Origin of the sequence: Wolbachia endosymbiont (group A) of Lasioglossum morio (assembly GCF_947250585.1) — a bacterium.
Taxonomy (GTDB): domain Bacteria; phylum Pseudomonadota; class Alphaproteobacteria; order Rickettsiales; family Anaplasmataceae; genus Wolbachia; species Wolbachia pipientis.
The window spans coordinates 1,079,087-1,095,696 of the sequence record NZ_OX366327.1 but is presented as its reverse complement, the minus strand read 5'-3'; the positions used below and the strand labels follow the sequence as shown (position 1 = coordinate 1,095,696).

The 16,610-nt window shown below is 34.3% G+C and carries 16 protein-coding genes and 1 tRNA gene; 10 read left to right on the top strand and 7 right to left on the bottom strand.

Annotated features, from left to right (window positions below; all coding sequences use genetic code 11):
- Positions 1–2: 2 nt before the first annotated feature.
- Entirely contained in the window at positions 3–875 is an 873-nt protein-coding gene (gene hflC, locus OOK89_RS05390) for a protease modulator HflC (RefSeq protein ID WP_155969359.1), read from the bottom strand.
- 2 nt (positions 876–877) lie between these two features.
- Positions 878–1,912: an FtsH protease activity modulator HflK gene (gene hflK, locus OOK89_RS05385; protein WP_264718908.1), complete on the bottom strand. Its 1,035-nt coding sequence runs from the start codon at positions 1,910–1,912 to the stop codon at positions 878–880.
- Between the two features lie 453 nt (positions 1,913–2,365).
- On the opposite strand from hflK, the gene walE1 reads away from it, so the two are divergent.
- The 4 genes from walE1 to OOK89_RS05365 all read left to right on the top strand — a co-directional run bounded on the left by walE1 (position 2,366) and on the right by OOK89_RS05365 (position 5,660).
- Entirely contained in the window at positions 2,366–3,889 is a 1,524-nt protein-coding gene (gene walE1, locus OOK89_RS05380; protein ID WP_264718907.1) for an actin bundler, read from the top strand.
- 776 nt (positions 3,890–4,665) lie between these two features.
- Entirely contained in the window at positions 4,666–5,001 is a 336-nt protein-coding gene (gene cutA, locus OOK89_RS05375; protein WP_015589221.1) for a divalent-cation tolerance protein CutA, read from the top strand.
- Positions 4,992–5,066, top strand: a tRNA-Gln gene (locus tag OOK89_RS05370). Before cutA ends, OOK89_RS05370 begins: the two co-directional genes overlap by 10 nt.
- A gap of 135 nt (positions 5,067–5,201) precedes the next feature.
- On the top strand, positions 5,202–5,660 hold the full coding sequence (locus OOK89_RS05365; RefSeq protein WP_264718906.1) for a hypothetical protein: 459 nt from the start codon (positions 5,202–5,204) through the stop codon (positions 5,658–5,660).
- Positions 5,661–5,675: 15 nt separating this feature from the next.
- On the opposite strand, the gene OOK89_RS05360 is transcribed toward OOK89_RS05365, so the two are convergent.
- From OOK89_RS05360 to recG, 3 genes are all read right to left on the bottom strand, one after another.
- Complete coding sequence (locus OOK89_RS05360; protein WP_264718905.1) at positions 5,676–5,963, bottom strand: hypothetical protein; 288 nt, start codon at positions 5,961–5,963, stop codon at positions 5,676–5,678.
- A gap of 235 nt (positions 5,964–6,198) precedes the next feature.
- Positions 6,199–6,399 carry a hypothetical protein gene (locus OOK89_RS05355; RefSeq protein WP_010962861.1) on the bottom strand — a complete coding sequence of 67 codons (201 nt, stop codon included), beginning with the start codon at positions 6,397–6,399 and terminating at the stop codon, positions 6,199–6,201.
- 595 nt (positions 6,400–6,994) lie between these two features.
- Entirely contained in the window at positions 6,995–9,016 is a 2,022-nt protein-coding gene (gene recG / locus OOK89_RS05350) for an ATP-dependent DNA helicase RecG (protein WP_264718903.1), read from the bottom strand.
- Positions 9,017–9,314: 298 nt separating this feature from the next.
- Between recG and OOK89_RS05345 the strand changes: the two genes are divergently transcribed.
- Positions 9,315–10,262 (top strand): hypothetical protein, encoded by a 948-nt coding sequence (locus tag OOK89_RS05345; RefSeq protein WP_044471267.1) that lies wholly within the window; start codon positions 9,315–9,317, stop codon positions 10,260–10,262.
- On the opposite strand, the gene miaA is transcribed toward OOK89_RS05345, so the two are convergent.
- Entirely contained in the window at positions 10,259–11,143 is an 885-nt protein-coding gene (miaA, locus tag OOK89_RS05340) for a tRNA (adenosine(37)-N6)-dimethylallyltransferase MiaA (RefSeq protein ID WP_006280293.1), read from the bottom strand. The two genes, OOK89_RS05345 and miaA, sit on opposite strands and share 4 nt — an antisense overlap.
- 75 nt (positions 11,144–11,218) lie before the next feature.
- On the opposite strand from miaA, the gene OOK89_RS05335 reads away from it, so the two are divergent.
- The 5 genes from OOK89_RS05335 to OOK89_RS05315 all read left to right on the top strand — a co-directional run bounded on the left by OOK89_RS05335 (position 11,219) and on the right by OOK89_RS05315 (position 14,823).
- Positions 11,219–11,689: a hypothetical protein gene (locus tag OOK89_RS05335; protein WP_010082479.1), complete on the top strand. Its 471-nt coding sequence runs from the start codon at positions 11,219–11,221 to the stop codon at positions 11,687–11,689.
- A gap of 118 nt (positions 11,690–11,807) precedes the next feature.
- Positions 11,808–12,395 (top strand): L-threonylcarbamoyladenylate synthase, encoded by a 588-nt coding sequence (locus tag OOK89_RS05330; protein WP_006280292.1) that lies wholly within the window; start codon positions 11,808–11,810, stop codon positions 12,393–12,395.
- A gap of 17 nt (positions 12,396–12,412) precedes the next feature.
- Positions 12,413–13,234 carry an AAA family ATPase gene (locus OOK89_RS05325; protein ID WP_151807995.1) on the top strand — a complete coding sequence of 274 codons (822 nt, stop codon included), beginning with the start codon at positions 12,413–12,415 and terminating at the stop codon, positions 13,232–13,234.
- A 73-nt stretch (positions 13,235–13,307) separates the two neighbouring features.
- A complete protein-coding gene (locus tag OOK89_RS05320) occupies positions 13,308–14,102 on the top strand; it encodes a hypothetical protein (RefSeq protein WP_012673269.1) in 795 nt (264 codons plus the stop codon).
- 58 nt (positions 14,103–14,160) lie between these two features.
- Positions 14,161–14,823: a conjugal transfer protein TraJ gene (locus OOK89_RS05315; RefSeq protein ID WP_264718902.1), complete on the top strand. Its 663-nt coding sequence runs from the start codon at positions 14,161–14,163 to the stop codon at positions 14,821–14,823.
- Here the strand turns inward: OOK89_RS05315 and OOK89_RS05310 are convergent.
- Positions 14,820–16,316, bottom strand: coding sequence for a proton-conducting transporter transmembrane domain-containing protein (locus OOK89_RS05310; RefSeq protein WP_264718901.1), 1,497 nt, complete (start codon positions 16,314–16,316; stop codon positions 14,820–14,822). The two genes, OOK89_RS05315 and OOK89_RS05310, sit on opposite strands and share 4 nt — an antisense overlap.
- Positions 16,317–16,610: the final 294 nt, after the last annotated feature.

The following is a 16,610-nucleotide window of genomic DNA, read 5'->3' as shown; positions in this document are numbered from 1 at the left end:
AATTATTTCCATCCTTTATTTAAAATATCTAAAAAGTTATTGTTTGGTGAAAGTACAAATTTAGTATTATTTTCGGCAAATGATTTACTGTAAGCGCTCATAGAGCGATAAAAGTTAAAGAACTCTTCATCAACCTTAAATGCCTCATTATAAATTCTAGTTGCTTCAGCATAACCACGGCCCCTTATTTCGTACGATTCTTTTACTGCACTGGAGATAATTTCCCTTTTTAATTTATCAGCTTTTGATCTAACTTCCTGCCCAGCTTGCTCTCCTTCTGCTCTAATTTCTTTTGCTTCTTTTTCCCTTTCAGTTTGCATACGGCGAAATATTGCAGAACTATTTTCTTCTGGTAAATCTGCTCTCTTAATTCTTACATCTATTATTTCTATGCCAAATTTTTCAGCTTCAGAATAAACTCCACGCTGAATCAATTGCATAACCTCTGATCTTTTTTCATTCAACAAGCTAATCAACGAAAATCTGCCTATATTTTCTCTTATGTGAGCTTCTATAACCGGATATAATCTTCTAACCAGACCTGATTCATTCCTCACAGCCTGGTAAAAAGTAACAGGATTTGTTATTTTATATTTTGCATACGCATCTACTATAATACGTTTTTGATCCGCTGTTATCACTTCCCTTGGGATCTTATCAGGACTTAAATCTAAAACTCTTTTATCAAGAAACTCTACACTATTTATGAATGGCAACTTAAAATATAAGCCACTTTCCCTAACATCCCTTACAACTTTACCCAGTTGTATAACTATTGCTTGCTTTGTTTCTTGCACAACAAATATTGAATTAGATAAAGCAATCAATAAAACAACAAATACAGAAACAAAAACAATTTTAATATTACTACTCATGGTTATTTTCCTAAATTTATAAGAGGTAAATAAGAAAACATACCTTTCAGATCATCAGTTACAACAACTTTGTCTACCTTACTGAAAATATTTTCCATAGTTTCAAGATAAATACGATTCTTAACGAGAGAAGGATTCTGTCTATATTCCTCATAAAGAGATAAAAAGCGATTTGCATTACCTTTTGCTTCATTTATTATTTCATTTTCATATGCTTGTGCATCTAATTTTATCTTTATCGCTTCACCCTTTGCTCGAGGTATAATATCATTATTATAAGCATATGCTTCGTTTATAGTACGCTCTTTGTCTGCACGAGCACTTTGTACATCTCTAAACGAACTGATTACTTTTTCTGGTGGATCAATTTTTTTCATTTGAACAGATAAAATCTCTATACCCATTTGGTATCCATCAAGAATCTGCTGCAATAGAATTCTAGTATCTCTAGAAATTTCTGGTCTGCCTTGACCAAGTGCAAAAGAGATCGTGTTTTTACCTATTATTTCTCTCATGGCACTTTCAGCAGCATTTTTAACACTGAAACCGGGTTTGTAATCCCGCACTTTGAATAAATAGTCCTTAGCATCTCTAACGCGCCATTGAACCTCGAAGTTAACGTTGACTATATTTTCATCTCCAGTTAGCATCACGCCTTCACCGCGATCTGTATCTCGCCCATAAGAACTACTTACCCCAATTTCTTCACGATTTACTTCCTTAACGTTCACTTTAAAAACCTTGCCAATAGGGTAGGGGAAGTGATAACGCAAACCAGGTGTTTCTGTATTAGAATATTTACCAAAGGTAAGTTCTATACTTTCTTCACTAGGATGGACAATATAAAAGCCAGTGCAAGCATAGAACAGCAAAATAATGAAAATGATGAAATAAGGTTTTTTGCCCCTGTTTCTGGTTAATCCATTAAGAAAGAACCTTATATCAGATACAGCTTTACTTAAAATATCTTCATTATTAGGAGTTTTGTTCCCTACCGGTTTCTTTCCCAGATTCCAAGGATTATTATCATCAAACATAATGATTGATTCTATAATTAATACGCTAATATTACTTCTTTAATAAGAAAATGCAAACATAAATTGCTATTTTATTTACAAATTAATCATCAGGATGGAAAACATGATCGTACACTTCCTTTTCTCTATGTAATATGGTCGACTCTATGGAATTTTCTGGCTTTTTTTTGAATTCTTTGTTGTCACTCTTTAAGTGCACTACGTCTTTGTGAAAATGGGAATTATACCTAAATAGTAAAGCTATTATTATTAAAGTTATAACAGCCAAAAAGATGAGTGTTCTTTTTCTATACTTCATAAATGCTGCAGCTTCTTGACCTAATTTTCTATGCTACCACAAAACACGTCAAGCGAAATTATTTGAAGACAAATAAATACTGGCAATCAATTTAACACTAACTTAAGAATCAAGGAATACAATTATAATATATTTAATTAATAGTGAGGTTTAAAATGTTACATAATGAAAAAAATTCAAATTCTGTTGGAACTCAACAAAACCAACCAGAAGATAGTTTTGATTTGAATAAAACGATGCAAAATCTACCAAATTCAGATATTGCTAATGATCCCAAGAAGCTAAAAGAAAGAATTACTGACCTGTTAAAAGGGGATACAAAATTCTCTAAGATGAAACAAGGAGATAAGATTCTTGTAGTAAGTGCAGCAAGTGGATTATTTACGGCAGTACTACCACTTTTGGCAGTTGGTGCAACACTTGCTATACCAGGTGCTATAGTTGGTCTTGCTTTATATTTCGCTGTAAAAGTCGCTGTAAAAACAGTTCAATCTGGATATAAAGGGCTCAAGTGGTCAGCAGAAAAAACAGTTGATGGGGCGAAATATACTGCTGGGAAAGTTAAGGACGCATCAACATACGCTGCCGGAAAAGTTAGAGATGGTGCTGTGCATGTTAAAGATAAGGTGAAAGAAGGTTATGAAAATTCAGTAGATTCGCTGAAAAAAGGCGCTAGTGTTGTAGGTGCAGGAGTGGCAAATAAGTTCCATAAGGCATCTGGTGAGACAGACTATTTGGATAAGGTAAAAAGGTTTGCTCCAGATGAAATTAAGAAATCTGACGAAATAAGAAATGATATGAAAGCAATTTTTGCTGATAAAGGAAATAATTCTGGGTTAGTGAAAAATATACTTTCTGGAATATCGTCAAAAATTGATTTAAAAATAGCAGAGGAGGCAAAATCAGGATGGGAAGAGTATACTCTTAAGTGGCAAGTACAGAAAGAATTCATTAATAATTTAAATGAAAAAAGCTTGCATAACTTGTTAACACAAAGGTCATTACCTAAAGGTAGTTATTTCATCGACAGTGTTTTCTCTGAACATTACGATGAAATTAAGAAGGTTATTAAAGAATGTAGAGAAAATCATTTGTACTCAAGCGTAAGCAATATGTTTGACAGAGCAGAGAAAAAAGCTAACAGGCCTTCTGTCAAAAGTTTAACTAGGTCTGTGTCATCATCATTCTCTTCACTGGGAAGAAAAGGCTCTGAACAATCTAACAGCTTGTCAAAAAGCAATTCACTAAATTCTATAGGAACTGAAAGTACTGCTACTGTCTCTGATTCAGATTCTCAGAACTTTGCAACAGTCCGTAGAAGCAATTCATCTAGTAGCTTAACTCCTAAGCTTACTCCAGTTGCTCCACCAGAACTACCTAGAAGCGCCTCATTGACTAACTTAAATGGACAAAGTTCTTTCAGTGAAGATGTTCTCAGTGATCCTATTGTGGAGCAAAACCTGGATAGTTTGAGTAACAGAACTCTCACTCACAGTAATTCTACTGATAGTGGAATGGGTTCTGGTTCTTCTACGCTAACAAGAAAACAAGTTCTTCCTTTAAAAGAAGAATTTGACAGAGAACTCGAAGAAAAGTTGGCAAAACGACGCGCATCTCTAGATCAACCTAGTGCAGAACCTGTCAACTCAAGAGCTACAGCAACTCCAGGAACAGTGTAATAAGTAAAACTTCTACCTTCTCCAAAAGGACGTTACTCAATGAGTAACGTCCTTTTTTTGTTTTTAAACTATAGAAAAATCCTAGATCCCAGCGGTATGCGTACAACCGTATGAACATTGTGATTTCTCTGCTAGGAAAGGTGTCATCCGAGTAGCTGACACTGGGATGGCTTTGTTGCATCGCTAGCTATGATGGATTAAAGATAAAAAAGATAGGGAATATCAGTAGCTTATTATTCTGGTATTTATAACAAGAACGGTCAATGAATACCTAAATTTGAGTAAAAGAAATTTCACTACCATTTACCAATCCGGCTAAAATTCAAGAATTTCAATGCTTTAGCTATTTTCAATAGAATTAAATTTATTAATATAAATAACAAATTACTATTCTTAAATTTGATCAGATTGATTGCAAAAAAACAAGATTTTCAATAGGTTGCTTATAATCCTAACTATAGTTAGCCTTTCATAAGTAGCGATGCAACAAAGCCCACTGGGATCCAGGAAAGTTTGCTTGTTTACAAGCAAACTAGCATAGAAAGTGGTTACAACGTTTTCGATGAGATTATATGGAAAACTGGATTCCAGTGTCAAGCACTGGAATGACATCACAGGGGCACTGGGATGACACCTTTACGTTTGAGGCAAACTAGCTATAACACTTAACATACTACCTTTGCAAACAAATGTTCATACAGTACGCGCTGGCGTTATTTTCTCTTGATGAATAAACCTCGGTAGAGTATAGTAGCAGTGCGTTTATATAGATTCTAATGAGTAGTTTAGTTTTGATTTATACAACTTTTTCAAATTTTGAAGAAGCTAAAACTATTTCTGAAGAATTGTTAAACGAGAAATTAATTGTATGTGTAAATATATTTCCCGAAGTGAATTCTCTGTATTTATGGGAAGGTAAAATTAGTAATAGTTGTGAAGTAGTAGCAATTATGAAAAGCAAAAATGATCAAGTTGATAAAATTGTAGAAAAAATCGAAGCAATGCATTCTTATGATCAGCCAGCTATTGCTGTGATGCCCATAGAAAAAGCAAATAAATCTTTTACTAATTGGGCTAATAGTGTTATTGATGTAAGTAGTATTGGGGTGTAGCCAAGTGGTAAGGCAGCGGTTTTTGATACCGCCACGCGAAGGTTCGAATCCTTCCACCCCAGCCATATTGAAGTGGGTGTGAAATGATATCACTTTTCTATAGATTAAGATTATTAAATTATATATTAGGTAGTCTAAAAGATATAACTGTGAAACTGTTTCTCTTCACAATGTATCTTTATACATCCAGCATTATGCTCATGTTTCTCACCAATGGCTTTTGGTATGCTGTAGAATTTGGCTCTTTAAAAAATGCGTTTTACCATTTGTTTCAATATTGCAAATTGTATTATGAAAATAGGGAAGATCTCGGTTATGGAATTTCTATTCGAGTGTTAGTAGCATTCCTTACTCCGCATTTTCTCTATAAGTTGTTCCTTAGCACAGGCTGGAAGTCCTTTTTAAAGGAAAAGATAATACAGATACTCAACACAAGAAGAAAAAAGGGTAGTGAGTTCAGTAACAGTAGCAAACCAAGTGGCAGTAGTTATAGTGATAAGAATAATTACAGCAATAACAGTGGTAACAATGAGCGTCAAGCTCAAGATGCAAAGCGAAAAGTAAACATGATAAAGCAGCTATTAATCAAAGATATAGAGGCAACTATAGATAGGAGATTGAATTATATTTTTTTCGGTAAAAGGAGTAAACCTCATTAAGTATATAAAAAGGCTTTATCTAGTAAGGCTTTTTAAGGTTGGCTGTATTTTATTTTTTACGTATACCGGATCACAATCAGCCAATATACATGTGTGCACAAAATCTTGACTAAAGTCTGACAACCAAGAAATTGCCTTACGTTTTTCTACCAAGCTTTCTGTTTTTTTACAGTTACTTGCTGCATCAGTCATCGCCTGCGCTATTACTGATTTCCACGGCAAATAATACCTTTGTATATCATCTGACGTACTATTTGTTTCATAGTGGTTAAAAAATTCTTTAAAATTGAAGTTGTTTGACATAATGATACCTCTTTGGATTAAAATTTGAATGATTTGAGTTTATGTTGCCACAGCAGATTCCGCTAACAAGCAGCGGGATAACGAATTACTTAACCGTCATTACACCGTCATACCGCGATTCATTCGCGGTATCTCGCTAACAAGCAGCGGGATGACGGTTGTCAGGCCAGCGCCCCTATGATGTCATTCAAGTAGCTGACACTGGTTCCTTTATGACGGCAGTGCCCCTATGGTGTCATCCCAGTGTCCCTATGATGTCATCCCAGTGCCCAGACACTGGGATCCAGGAATTTTGATTGGACACTGGGTTGGTAAGCATAAAAGTGTTATGTAAAATACAACGTTCTTGATGGGATTGTGTGAAATGCTGGATTCCAGTGTCTGGGCACTGGGATGACACCATAGGAGGCTGCTTGGATGACAAAAAAAGGAGCACTGGAATGACAGCAATCTACGTCATACCGCGAATGAATCGCGGTATCTCAGCCGCTAACAAGAGATCCCGCTAACAAGCAGCGGGATGACGGTTGTCGTTTAGCCATAAACATTAAGAAATTTACCAAACGAAAAAAAAGGCAAAAGAAGCCCCGTGGTTATTATCCGCTTTAAAATATTGGCGTTTTTTATGTTTTAAACGCTTGACAAGCGAGATTCAGCCGCTTTTAATTGCAACTAACTTACGCTGCAAATGTTTAAGAAATTTACTAAGCAGAAAAAAAGACAAAGAATCCCCAAGTTAGCTAGTCTTTTACTATCTCTGTCGAGTATTGGCATTTTTTGATGTCTTGTAACGCTTTATAAGCGCGTTCAGCTTATTTAGATAAAAATCTAGATGTAGATGAAGTTTTGTAAAGACATACAGTATCTATATACTGCAAAAAATTGAACATAAGACGCCGATACATTAAGTAATCCTTACCTTTTAATCTGCAGATTGGCGAAAGCAAATACAATAGCTTCAGTTTCATGATAAGGGGGCTGGCGAGGTTTGTCAAGGAAGTTTTTTCGTTTCTGCGGGCTACCTGGTTTTCCTACTGAAATTTTGAAAAATGTAATCTACTCCTATATTCAAATATATCAAGCAGTAATTCAAAATCAGCCATTGCGCCTTTTGCGTTATTATACGCGAGATTGAGCAGCTCTTTGTCCTGATATAAATCAGCAAATTTAAATTCCATACATCCTGATTGTTTTGTGCCTAAAATATCTCCACTGCCTCTTAGCATCATATCCCTTTCAGCAATGTAAAATCCATCTTGTGACTCACACATGATCTTTAACTTTGAAGATGAGCTTTTACTTAAATTATCGTATAATAATACACAAAAAGATGGCTTGTTTCCTCGCCCTACTCTGCCTCTTAACTGATGCAATTGTGATAACCCAAATTGCTCTGCATTTTCTATAATCATGATGGTTGCATCTGGCACATCTATACCAACTTCTATCACAGTGGTTGCAACAAGCAGAGAAAATTCATTCCTTTTGAAGGAAAACATAACTTGATCTTTCTGCTCCTGAGTCAATTTTCCGTGTATTATCCCGACTTTATCAAGAAATGTTTTTTGTAATTCCTGAAAACGCATCTCTGCTGCAGCAATATTGGTCTCTTCGTTTTCTTCTATATATGGACAAATCCAATATGCTTTTTCGCCCCTGTTTATAGCACCTTTTAGCTTTTCAATAACATCTGGCACCCTACTAATGTTCATAGTTACAGTTTTTATTGGCAATCTGGATTTTGGTTTTTCTTTCAAAATTGAACATTCAACGTTACCATACATAGCTTGCTGCAAAGTTCTTGGAATGGGAGTTGCAGTAACGAAAAGTATATCGGCATTTTTTCCTTTTCCTACCAAGCGATTTCTCTGCATCACTCCAAATCGCTGTTGCTCGTCTATGACTGCAAGCCCTAAATTTTTAAATGTAACGTTAGCTTGAAATAGTGCATGAGTGCCAATCACTATATTTAAAACACCACTTGCAAGTTCGTTCATGATAATCTTTCTTTCCTTGCGCGAAGTTTTACCAGTAAGCAGCGCAACTTTTATATCGGTACAGGATAAAACTTCCTCAATCCAATTATAATGTTGCTCCGCCAAGATAGTAGTCGGTGCCATTAGAGCTGCCTGCATGTTGTTTTCTACCACATTTATCATTGCAAAAAGTGCAACTACGGTTTTGCCACTACCAACATCACCTTGCAGCAAGCTTATCATGCGATACTTGGATTTTTGTCTCTCTGAGATCTCATCTATTGCACGAGTTTGATCATTTGTTAATTGAAACGACAATTCATTTAAAACTTGCTCTTTGTATTTACTCAATATTATAAATTCTCTTCCCCTTTCTTTCACATGATTTTTTCTTGCAAGTTTCAGCGCTAGCTGATACGCAAACAATTCATCATAAGCAAGCCTTTTTCTACAAACCTCAGCTTCCGCCAATGAGCTTGGTCTGTGCAACTTTATGATGCTTTCCCTCCAACTTAACCATTTTTTTTGCTTGATTAATGTATCATCTATCCACTCTGGTAAATCAGGCAATTCCTTTAGATTAGAGCTTATTATGTTCCCAATGCGCTTATTGGTAATGCCACGGCATAATTGGTAAACTGGCTCTATGCAAGCTATTTCTTTAAATTGGTTGATGTCAAGCGACACGTAATCTGGATGAGTAATTTGCCAATGTTCAGCAAATTTTTCGAGTTTACCACTGATGATTACAGAAGCTCCAATTGGAAATAACTTATATAAATACTTAACTGAGTAATTAAAAAAGACTATGAATATATACTGACTCTCACTTTCAACGACTATTTTATATGGTCTACCTCTAAAAGTGGGCGACTGATGTTCATAAACTTTTGCAATGAAAGTTGTAAATTCTCCAACTCGAGCATCAGATAGTAACTTGCTTCTATCCACATAACTAAGTGGCTTATAAAACAGCAGATCCACCACCTTGTCCCCACCACAAAGTTTAGGCAATATTGCGGAATGGAACTTAGGTATATTCTCCAGCCTGCTATTTAGAAAAATCTGATTGCTCATTGAGATTCATACATGTGTAAAACTGTTATAGAGCCTTTTTAAAATCTTGTCACCTTATGGTCAGGTATGCACTATAGCTAGCACAGCTCTCTAACGTCATACCGCGATTCATTCGCGGTATCTCAGCCGCTAACACGTAACGGAATGACGAATTTGTTGTTTTTAAAATCGTCGGTAAGCCTAAGTTACCCCTAACTATATTTGCTGTCATAGAACTTGCGTTTATATAAAGTATTTTATTGACTTATTAATCATTTTCATGTATTATTATACAGTAGTCTATATTGAGGTACTAATAATGAGTAGCCCTATATCAGAAGAAAAGGAAAATCCAATAGTTACACTAAGAGCTCAAGCAGAAAAGTTTGATTTTAGTAAGTTAAGAGCTGATGAAAAGGATATCTCAGCGAACTCTGGTAAACAGATGTATGAGGATTTTGACAGAATGAATTTTGTTATTAACAAGAAAAATATAGACACAATTTTGATTAAAGCACTAATAAATAGAGATAAAGAAGAATTTGACAAATTTTGGGAAAAGTATTGCGAAGGTCTGAAGGTTTCTAATGATAAAGAAACTGATCGGTATAAAGAGGAAGTTGAAAAATTCTACAATATAGGTAAAGGATATACTAACCTATTACCGAAAGAAGAAGATGAAAATAAGAGTTATCGTGCGTTTGCAAAAGAAGTTTTTAAGGAAATATTTAAATATGCTGAAGCTCAAGTTCCAAGTGATTCTATTTTGGAAGAACTGGTTATCAATTGTAATCAAGCAGGGTACGTAGGTGCATTATACGCTGAAGATAAACCTCTTTTTCATGTAGCTATGGCATATGAGTTAGTTTTCGGTTCTAGTCATACAACACATATTAATTGTAGTGATCCAAGTCATGCAACAATCAGAATTGAAGAAAAAATTGCAGTTTGCACTTTAGCAAAATCAGAAGAAGAATTATGTAAATTGGATAGCTCGCTAGAATTCACACTTAAGTCTCAAGGTGATAAAAATGTAACATATGAAGATGGTAAATTGTCACTTACTGTTCCTAAGAGACTGAAGGACTATAATATAGGTGATAAAAACTTGTTTGACGTTATAAAAGAGTGTTTTCAGAAATTTTGCGAGAGGCTTGGATTTTTTAAAATAAAAATAGAGCATGGTTTAGGCGATCCACTAGAAGTAAGCGACCATCTGGAAAATATGGAACCCCCTATTCGTAGTAATGAGCACGGCCTGAATTAAAATATCTTGAGCTTGTTTGCACAATCAATCACTTCAGCATTTAGAAATTGTTTTTTAAACCAGGTATACTGACGTTTCGCGTAGTGTCTTGTGTTTGTTTGAGCAATTTGTATCGCTTCGTCTAAAGTAATCTCACCTTTCAAGTACTTTATAATTTCTGGCACTCCGTGTGCTTTCATAGCTGGCAAATGTGGGGCTAGGTTCATGCTAAGTAGCTTTTTTACTTCATCAATTGCTCCATTTTCAATCATTGTAATGAAACGAGAATTTATTTTTCGGTATACATCTTCACGTTTAGGCAGAATTGTATATATCTTAAAATTATTGAATAAAGGAGGCTGTCTATTCTCTTGCCATACAAAAATTGACTTGCCAGTTTCAGTGATAACTTCAAGTGCCCTTGAAAGGCGGTGCGAGTCATTCATGAACACTTTACCTTGAATCCTTGGATCTTTGCTTAGCGCTAATTTGTAAAACTCCTCTTTACTTAAATTTTTCCTGAGCTCACTTACGTTTTTTCTCACTTTCTGACTTATTTGTGGCATTGATGATAAGCCTTTGATTAAACTGCTGATGTAAAGCCCGCTTCCTCCAGTGATGATAGGTATTTGAGCATTTTCTAATGCGTGATTAACTTCTTTTTCTAAATCTTCTAACCATAGACCCACGGAATAATTTTCTTTTGCTGAAACATAACCATATAGTTTATAAAATACTTCTTGCTTTGGTGGTTGAGCAGTAATTATGGGAATTTCTTCATATACCTGCTTTGAATCACAATTTATTATACTAATATTTCCATATTTTTCTATCAGGTTATCGCATAATTCTGATTTACCTGAGGCCGTAATTCCTGTAATAATTACTATATTATTTTTCATTTATATTAATTTAATTAACATATGATAAAGTGTAGTAAAAGTTTGGATTCTACAATCTAAAGTTTGGAGATTTTTATGGCAGAAAACAACGACAATAATTCATTTACTAAGCGTTTCACAAACAGGACTCCTGGCGGTACAGGGGAAGGTTTTTCCAGTAAGTATTCGTCTCAAAACACCAAAGAACGGGCATTAGGGGAAAAAGGAAAAATTTCTGAATTAGCAGGCAAAAAAACCGAATCCAAGGAAGCTTTTTCTGAAAGTGGCGGCATAAAAAGTAAAAGCAGAACTGTCAATGAAAGATCTTTTGCTGATGCAACAAAAAGAAGTAGGTCAGATCTTATATACTTAGTCCGTGGTAAAGATCGTGGAAAATCAGCGTGGCATTATGTATTAGTTGATAAAGAGAAAAGAGAAATGTTTCTAGCAAAAAGCAGAACTGGCTCTATAGATGTTGCAGACTATGGAGAGATTTTGTATTCAGGATGGGGAGAGGATCCACCACAGGCAATAATTGATAAAGTCAATGAAGAGTTTGGGTTGTAGCAAATCTGCATAACAAATGGTAAGCTGCGTTGCATTACGTTTACAAAAACTAGCAGTTACTATATAAGATACAGTGCAACAAAACTGATCTAGTTGTTATGAATAAGTTTTTAGCTATATGGTATCTAAAATAATAAATGCAATACAGAACAATTTATTAGTGTGTTTTCCAACAGAAACAGTGTATGCTCTTGCTTGTAATGCACTAGATAATGAATCTATAGGAAAAATATATCAGATAAAGAAACGCTCTCAAAATAAACCACTGTCTATATTTGTTAGTGATATTTACAATTTGACAAAAATAGCAAAGGTAAAGGAAAGATATATTGATTTAATAAACCACTTTTCTCCTGGACCAATTACCTATATTTTACCACTTAAAAACAACAACATATTGCCAAACGAATTCTTTAAAGATAGTATAGGTATCAGAATTCCTGAGCATCCTATTGCAATTTCAATACTAAACAAACTGAAAGTTCCAATAGTTGCAACTAGTACAAATATTTCAGGAAAAGAAAGTGTATGTAAGGCAAACGATATACCACAATCCATTAAGCAACATTTATCTGTAGTGATTGAAGATGACGAACTAGTTTCTGGTATAGAATCTACTATTATTGACTTAACCGAAGATAAGATTAAGGTTTTAAGGGAAGGTGCAATTTCATTACAAACAGTAAACAACGCATTTTCAAACTAAAATCTATAGGAGAAAGAATGAAAAAAGTAATAGGCCACAACCAAGCCAAAAAAAAAATAATGAACAACTTATCTGTTCAGTCTTGGCTGATCTGTGGTAAAAAAGGTATAGGAAAAGCAACACTTGCAAAATCCTTCTCCAATTGGTTACTCATAAAAAACTATAATGAAGTAGCATTGGACTTACACATTGTTGAAGGTGATACTATCGGAATAGAAAAAGTCAGAGAAATGAAAAACTTTCTACACTTAAGTCCCATTCAATCAGAACACAAAATAGCTATAATAGATAGCTTAGAGGCAATGACTAATAACGCTAAAAACGCAATATTGAAAATATTAGAAGAGCCGCCAAAAAATTCTAAGATATTTATAATTAGCCATAAGCCATATGATATACAAACCACTATCTTGTGTAGGTGCTTTCAGCTAAATTTACTCCCATTAACTTATGATGAAACAAAGCAAGTTGCTTCATCTCAATGTAAATTTGATAATCAAACGTTTGACGAAATGATTACTTTATTTCCTGGAATGCCAGGAATGATAATAAATACAATAAGTAGTGATGCTTATGAAGCATACAAATGCTTTTATAAATTTCTTCATGATTTAAAGAATCCCAATATGATTAATAAAGTAATTAATAGCGAAATCGAACTAGAACTAGCATCATATATAATTCAGGCCTTCATTTTAGAAAGCATAAAGAGAGAGGTAAATGGTGTTGAAATTCTGCTAAGTCAGTGGAAAAAAATAGATGAACTTTTCGTTGCCGCAAAGCAACTCCACTTAGATAAAAAGCATGTTTTAGCTAATGTAGTTAATATCATGACATAAGTTTACAAAGTATAATACTTTTAACATAAATTCATGATAAAATTCTGTTAATTTAATACTCGAAGTATATAATTTGACTGATAATAAATTAACTGTATGGCAATCAATAGAAGTTTTGACGAAAGCCATATTGAACATGCAGAAAAAATTAAGCTTAATTAAGAATATAGCTTCAGATCAAGACATAACCCTAGAAAAAGGAAAGGAGTTGTTAAGTGGCATTTATGAAGCAAATTTTAAGCTAAACAAGACAATCAATATAGCTACTTTGCCAAAAATTGGCTATCATATGCTAAATGGTGAGCTTGTTGTACGTAATCATATTACGGAAGAGGAAGTAAAGATTCCTGGAGATTTTCATTACCTTAAAGTCGTTAAATCCGATCATGATAATTATAAATTAACGTTTTGTAATTTTTTAGGTAATGAGTTTTTTGAATATAAAAAGTATGATCCACAATATTCTGGTATTTCAGATGAATATAAATTTGTGGATTTTGGTAGTGTAAAAAAGACTCATAATCTAAAATTTAAGGAATACATTGGTCATGCACCTAAATTTTTTGCTGCAGAAGGGCCTATTGAGCCTGGATCCCAAAACCATGTAATTGATCTATTTGAGCTAGTCAAAAGTGGTAAAGGTAGCAAAGTGGGAACCTTTGCTGATGAATTTGGTTATTTTGATGATCAAAATAAATTACATTATTATAATTATCACAAAAGTGTAGAAAGTAATACTTATGATCCTGAAAATTTCAGTGTAAAAATGATAAATATAGATGTGAGCAAAATCGATAAATTCTACCTTATTGCGGAACAAGGTGATATAATCATTCATCCTATTTTGGAAAATTTAGACATATTTTAAAGTTTTTTAGAGTATCTAATCTTGTTGTTATTATAATTGGATTTGGTAGCATTGTGTTATGGAAGATAAATTGCTTGAATCAGTAAAAAACAAAAGTTATTTCAGTAAAGCAGTCGAATGGTACTGCCATAGGTATCTGTTTTGTGTAGCAGAAAGATCTTGGATGGCATTAATAGTATCGCTTCTCCTAGTATGCTTATGTTTATTAACATTAAACATATACCTGTTATTTCCTGTTAAAAAAGATTTAAATTTTGTGAAGTATATGAACCACACAGAAGATGAGTTCTCTGCAATGCATAAGCTTAGTTTCAGTAAAAAGGAAGATGAATACACTTCCACAGCGAGGTACTTAATAAGTAAATACATTGAAATATACGAGTCCATTAAGACCGTTGAACCGAAGTACCAAGAAAATTTTATAAGAAACAATTCTATACATAAAATCTATCAAGGCTTTCAGGAAAAAACGAATAATGAAGTTGGTAATTTGTCTTTATCTAAAAGAAAAATCGCCAACATAAATGTAATAACATTATCTATTGATCGATCGACCAAGGACTTAGTTACATTTGCTGGAAATGCTACTGTAGTTTTTACAAACGAGCAAAATAAGGAGGATACTGTGGAGATTAGCTTCACTTTGTCGAATATAAAAGCAACTCTGGCTGGTATAATACCATTTAAATTTATTGTTAATGGTTATAAATACAGATTTTAAAATATTACTTGGTAGCTAAAAAAAATAACCAAAGTGCACATAGCAGTAATAACTGGAGGTAAAACTAGAAGAATTGGCGTTTTTTTAATAAAGTAATTCTGAGAAGGTTTTAAGAAAAAGGCGTTGTAGATTATCGGCAAAAAGTACAGAGCGTTGAGTATAGTACTAACAATTAACACTAAAGTTACAAACACAGAAAGTATTACATTGCCAGAGTTGAAAACAGCTTGAAAAATGAGAAATTTACCCCAAAAAGTCGGAGCAGGCGGCACCCCTATCATAGACAACGCACCTATAGCAAATGCTGTCATGCTAATTGGCATACTGCGTCCTATACCGTAAATCTTATCTATATACTTCTCACCTGCTCTTGTTATTATTGCTCCGGCAACGAAAAACAAAGTGATTTTTGCAAATGCGTGGCAAACTAATTGGAAAATTGCAACCCTCATGCTGAGCTCACTAAAAATTGAAGCGAATAATATAATATACGACAATTGAGAGATGGTAGAGTAAGCAAGCAATTTTTTTAATTCTTTTTGCTTTAATGCAATCAATGATGCAGTAATAATAGTAAATCCAGCAGCGTACGGAAGCCACCCTCCAGCAAACCAACTTTGCTGCGCAAAACGTTGCATGTTACCGATACCGAAAGTGTATAATATAACTTTTATGATGATGAAAACTCCGGATTTCACAACAGCAACAGCATGCAGTAGTGCGCTTACAGGAGTTGGTGCAACCATTGCTTTTGGTAACCAAAAATGCATTGGCATTAATGCAGCTTTTCCTATTCCGTAAATCAGCATAGCAAAACACACTGCAATGAAAGTGATGAGTGAAGTATCAAATTTGAATATTCCACCACTTACAAAGTCTAAAGTATGAAATTCATTATATAAAAGGCCTATTGCAGGAAAAAACAATACCAAAGAAGAGAAAAATAGCACGCCAAAGTAATAGCGCCCTGCAATCATTGATTCATTTGTTGAGTTGTAAGTAACCAGAGGGTATGTACTAATAGTTAGAAGCTCATAAAAGACAAATGTAGTGAGCAAATCTCCAGAAAAAGCAATAAACATTGCACAGCTAATTGATATTGAAAAAAAGCATAGAAAACTTGAGTGATTGCTATCAGTATAGTTATTCTGCATATAACATATTGCATATATACTGGTCAGCACCCATAAAAACGATATTAATAAACTGAATATTACTCCGGTAGACTCTAGCTTTAAACTAATGTGCAAATTATTACCAAAATCCATGAGGATAAATTGAGAATGATCACCATACACCCAATATAAAGTGCACAGACACGTATACGCAAATAGAAGTAGAGAAGAAGTGACAGTAATACTATTGTTCACTCTGGGCCATTTACTAGTAAAAAAAATAGCTAACGCACTTAAAAGTGGAATCAACGCAGTAATTAATAAATAATTCTCGGTAATTGAAAATGGTAAGGAAAGATACATTAAGATATAGTCCATTAAATTTTCTGTTTAGGTAAAGCTAGAATTATACTCAAATCATAGAAAAACTGCTATGTTTTTTTGGTAAACTAGTTGTTTGTGTATGCTATAGCTAACACGTCATACCGCCGCGGTATCTTGGCAATAGATCCCGCTAACACGTAGCGGGATGACGAATTTGTCGTTACGTCATACCGCGATTCATTCGCGGTATCTCATCCGCTAACTAGTAGCGGGATATGAGGTTATCGTCATGCCACCGCGAACCGTCATACCGCCGCGGTATCTCGGCATAGATCCCGCTAACACGTA

Coding starts and splice junctions, on each gene's coding strand:
- hflC (WP_155969359.1), bottom strand. CDS start 875: ATGAGTAGTAATATTAAAATTGTTTTTGTTTCTGTATTTGTTGTTTTA.
- hflK (WP_264718908.1), bottom strand. CDS start 1,912: ATGTTTGATGATAATAATCCTTGGAATCTGGGAAAGAAACCGGTAGGG.
- walE1 (WP_264718907.1), top strand. CDS start 2,366: ATGTTACATAATGAAAAAAATTCAAATTCTGTTGGAACTCAACAAAAC.
- cutA (WP_015589221.1), top strand. CDS start 4,666: ATGAGTAGTTTAGTTTTGATTTATACAACTTTTTCAAATTTTGAAGAA.
- OOK89_RS05365 (WP_264718906.1), top strand. CDS start 5,202: ATGTTTCTCACCAATGGCTTTTGGTATGCTGTAGAATTTGGCTCTTTA.
- OOK89_RS05360 (WP_264718905.1), bottom strand. CDS start 5,963: ATGTCAAACAACTTCAATTTTAAAGAATTTTTTAACCACTATGAAACA.
- recG (WP_264718903.1), bottom strand. CDS start 9,016: ATGAGCAATCAGATTTTTCTAAATAGCAGGCTGGAGAATATACCTAAG.
- OOK89_RS05345 (WP_044471267.1), top strand. CDS start 9,315: ATGAGTAGCCCTATATCAGAAGAAAAGGAAAATCCAATAGTTACACTA.
- miaA (WP_006280293.1), bottom strand. CDS start 11,143: ATGAAAAATAATATAGTAATTATTACAGGAATTACGGCCTCAGGTAAA.
- OOK89_RS05335 (WP_010082479.1), top strand. CDS start 11,219: ATGGCAGAAAACAACGACAATAATTCATTTACTAAGCGTTTCACAAAC.
- OOK89_RS05330 (WP_006280292.1), top strand. CDS start 11,808: ATGGTATCTAAAATAATAAATGCAATACAGAACAATTTATTAGTGTGT.
- OOK89_RS05325 (WP_151807995.1), top strand. CDS start 12,413: ATGAAAAAAGTAATAGGCCACAACCAAGCCAAAAAAAAAATAATGAAC.
- OOK89_RS05315 (WP_264718902.1), top strand. CDS start 14,161: ATGGAAGATAAATTGCTTGAATCAGTAAAAAACAAAAGTTATTTCAGT.
- OOK89_RS05310 (WP_264718901.1), bottom strand. CDS start 16,316: ATGGACTATATCTTAATGTATCTTTCCTTACCATTTTCAATTACCGAG.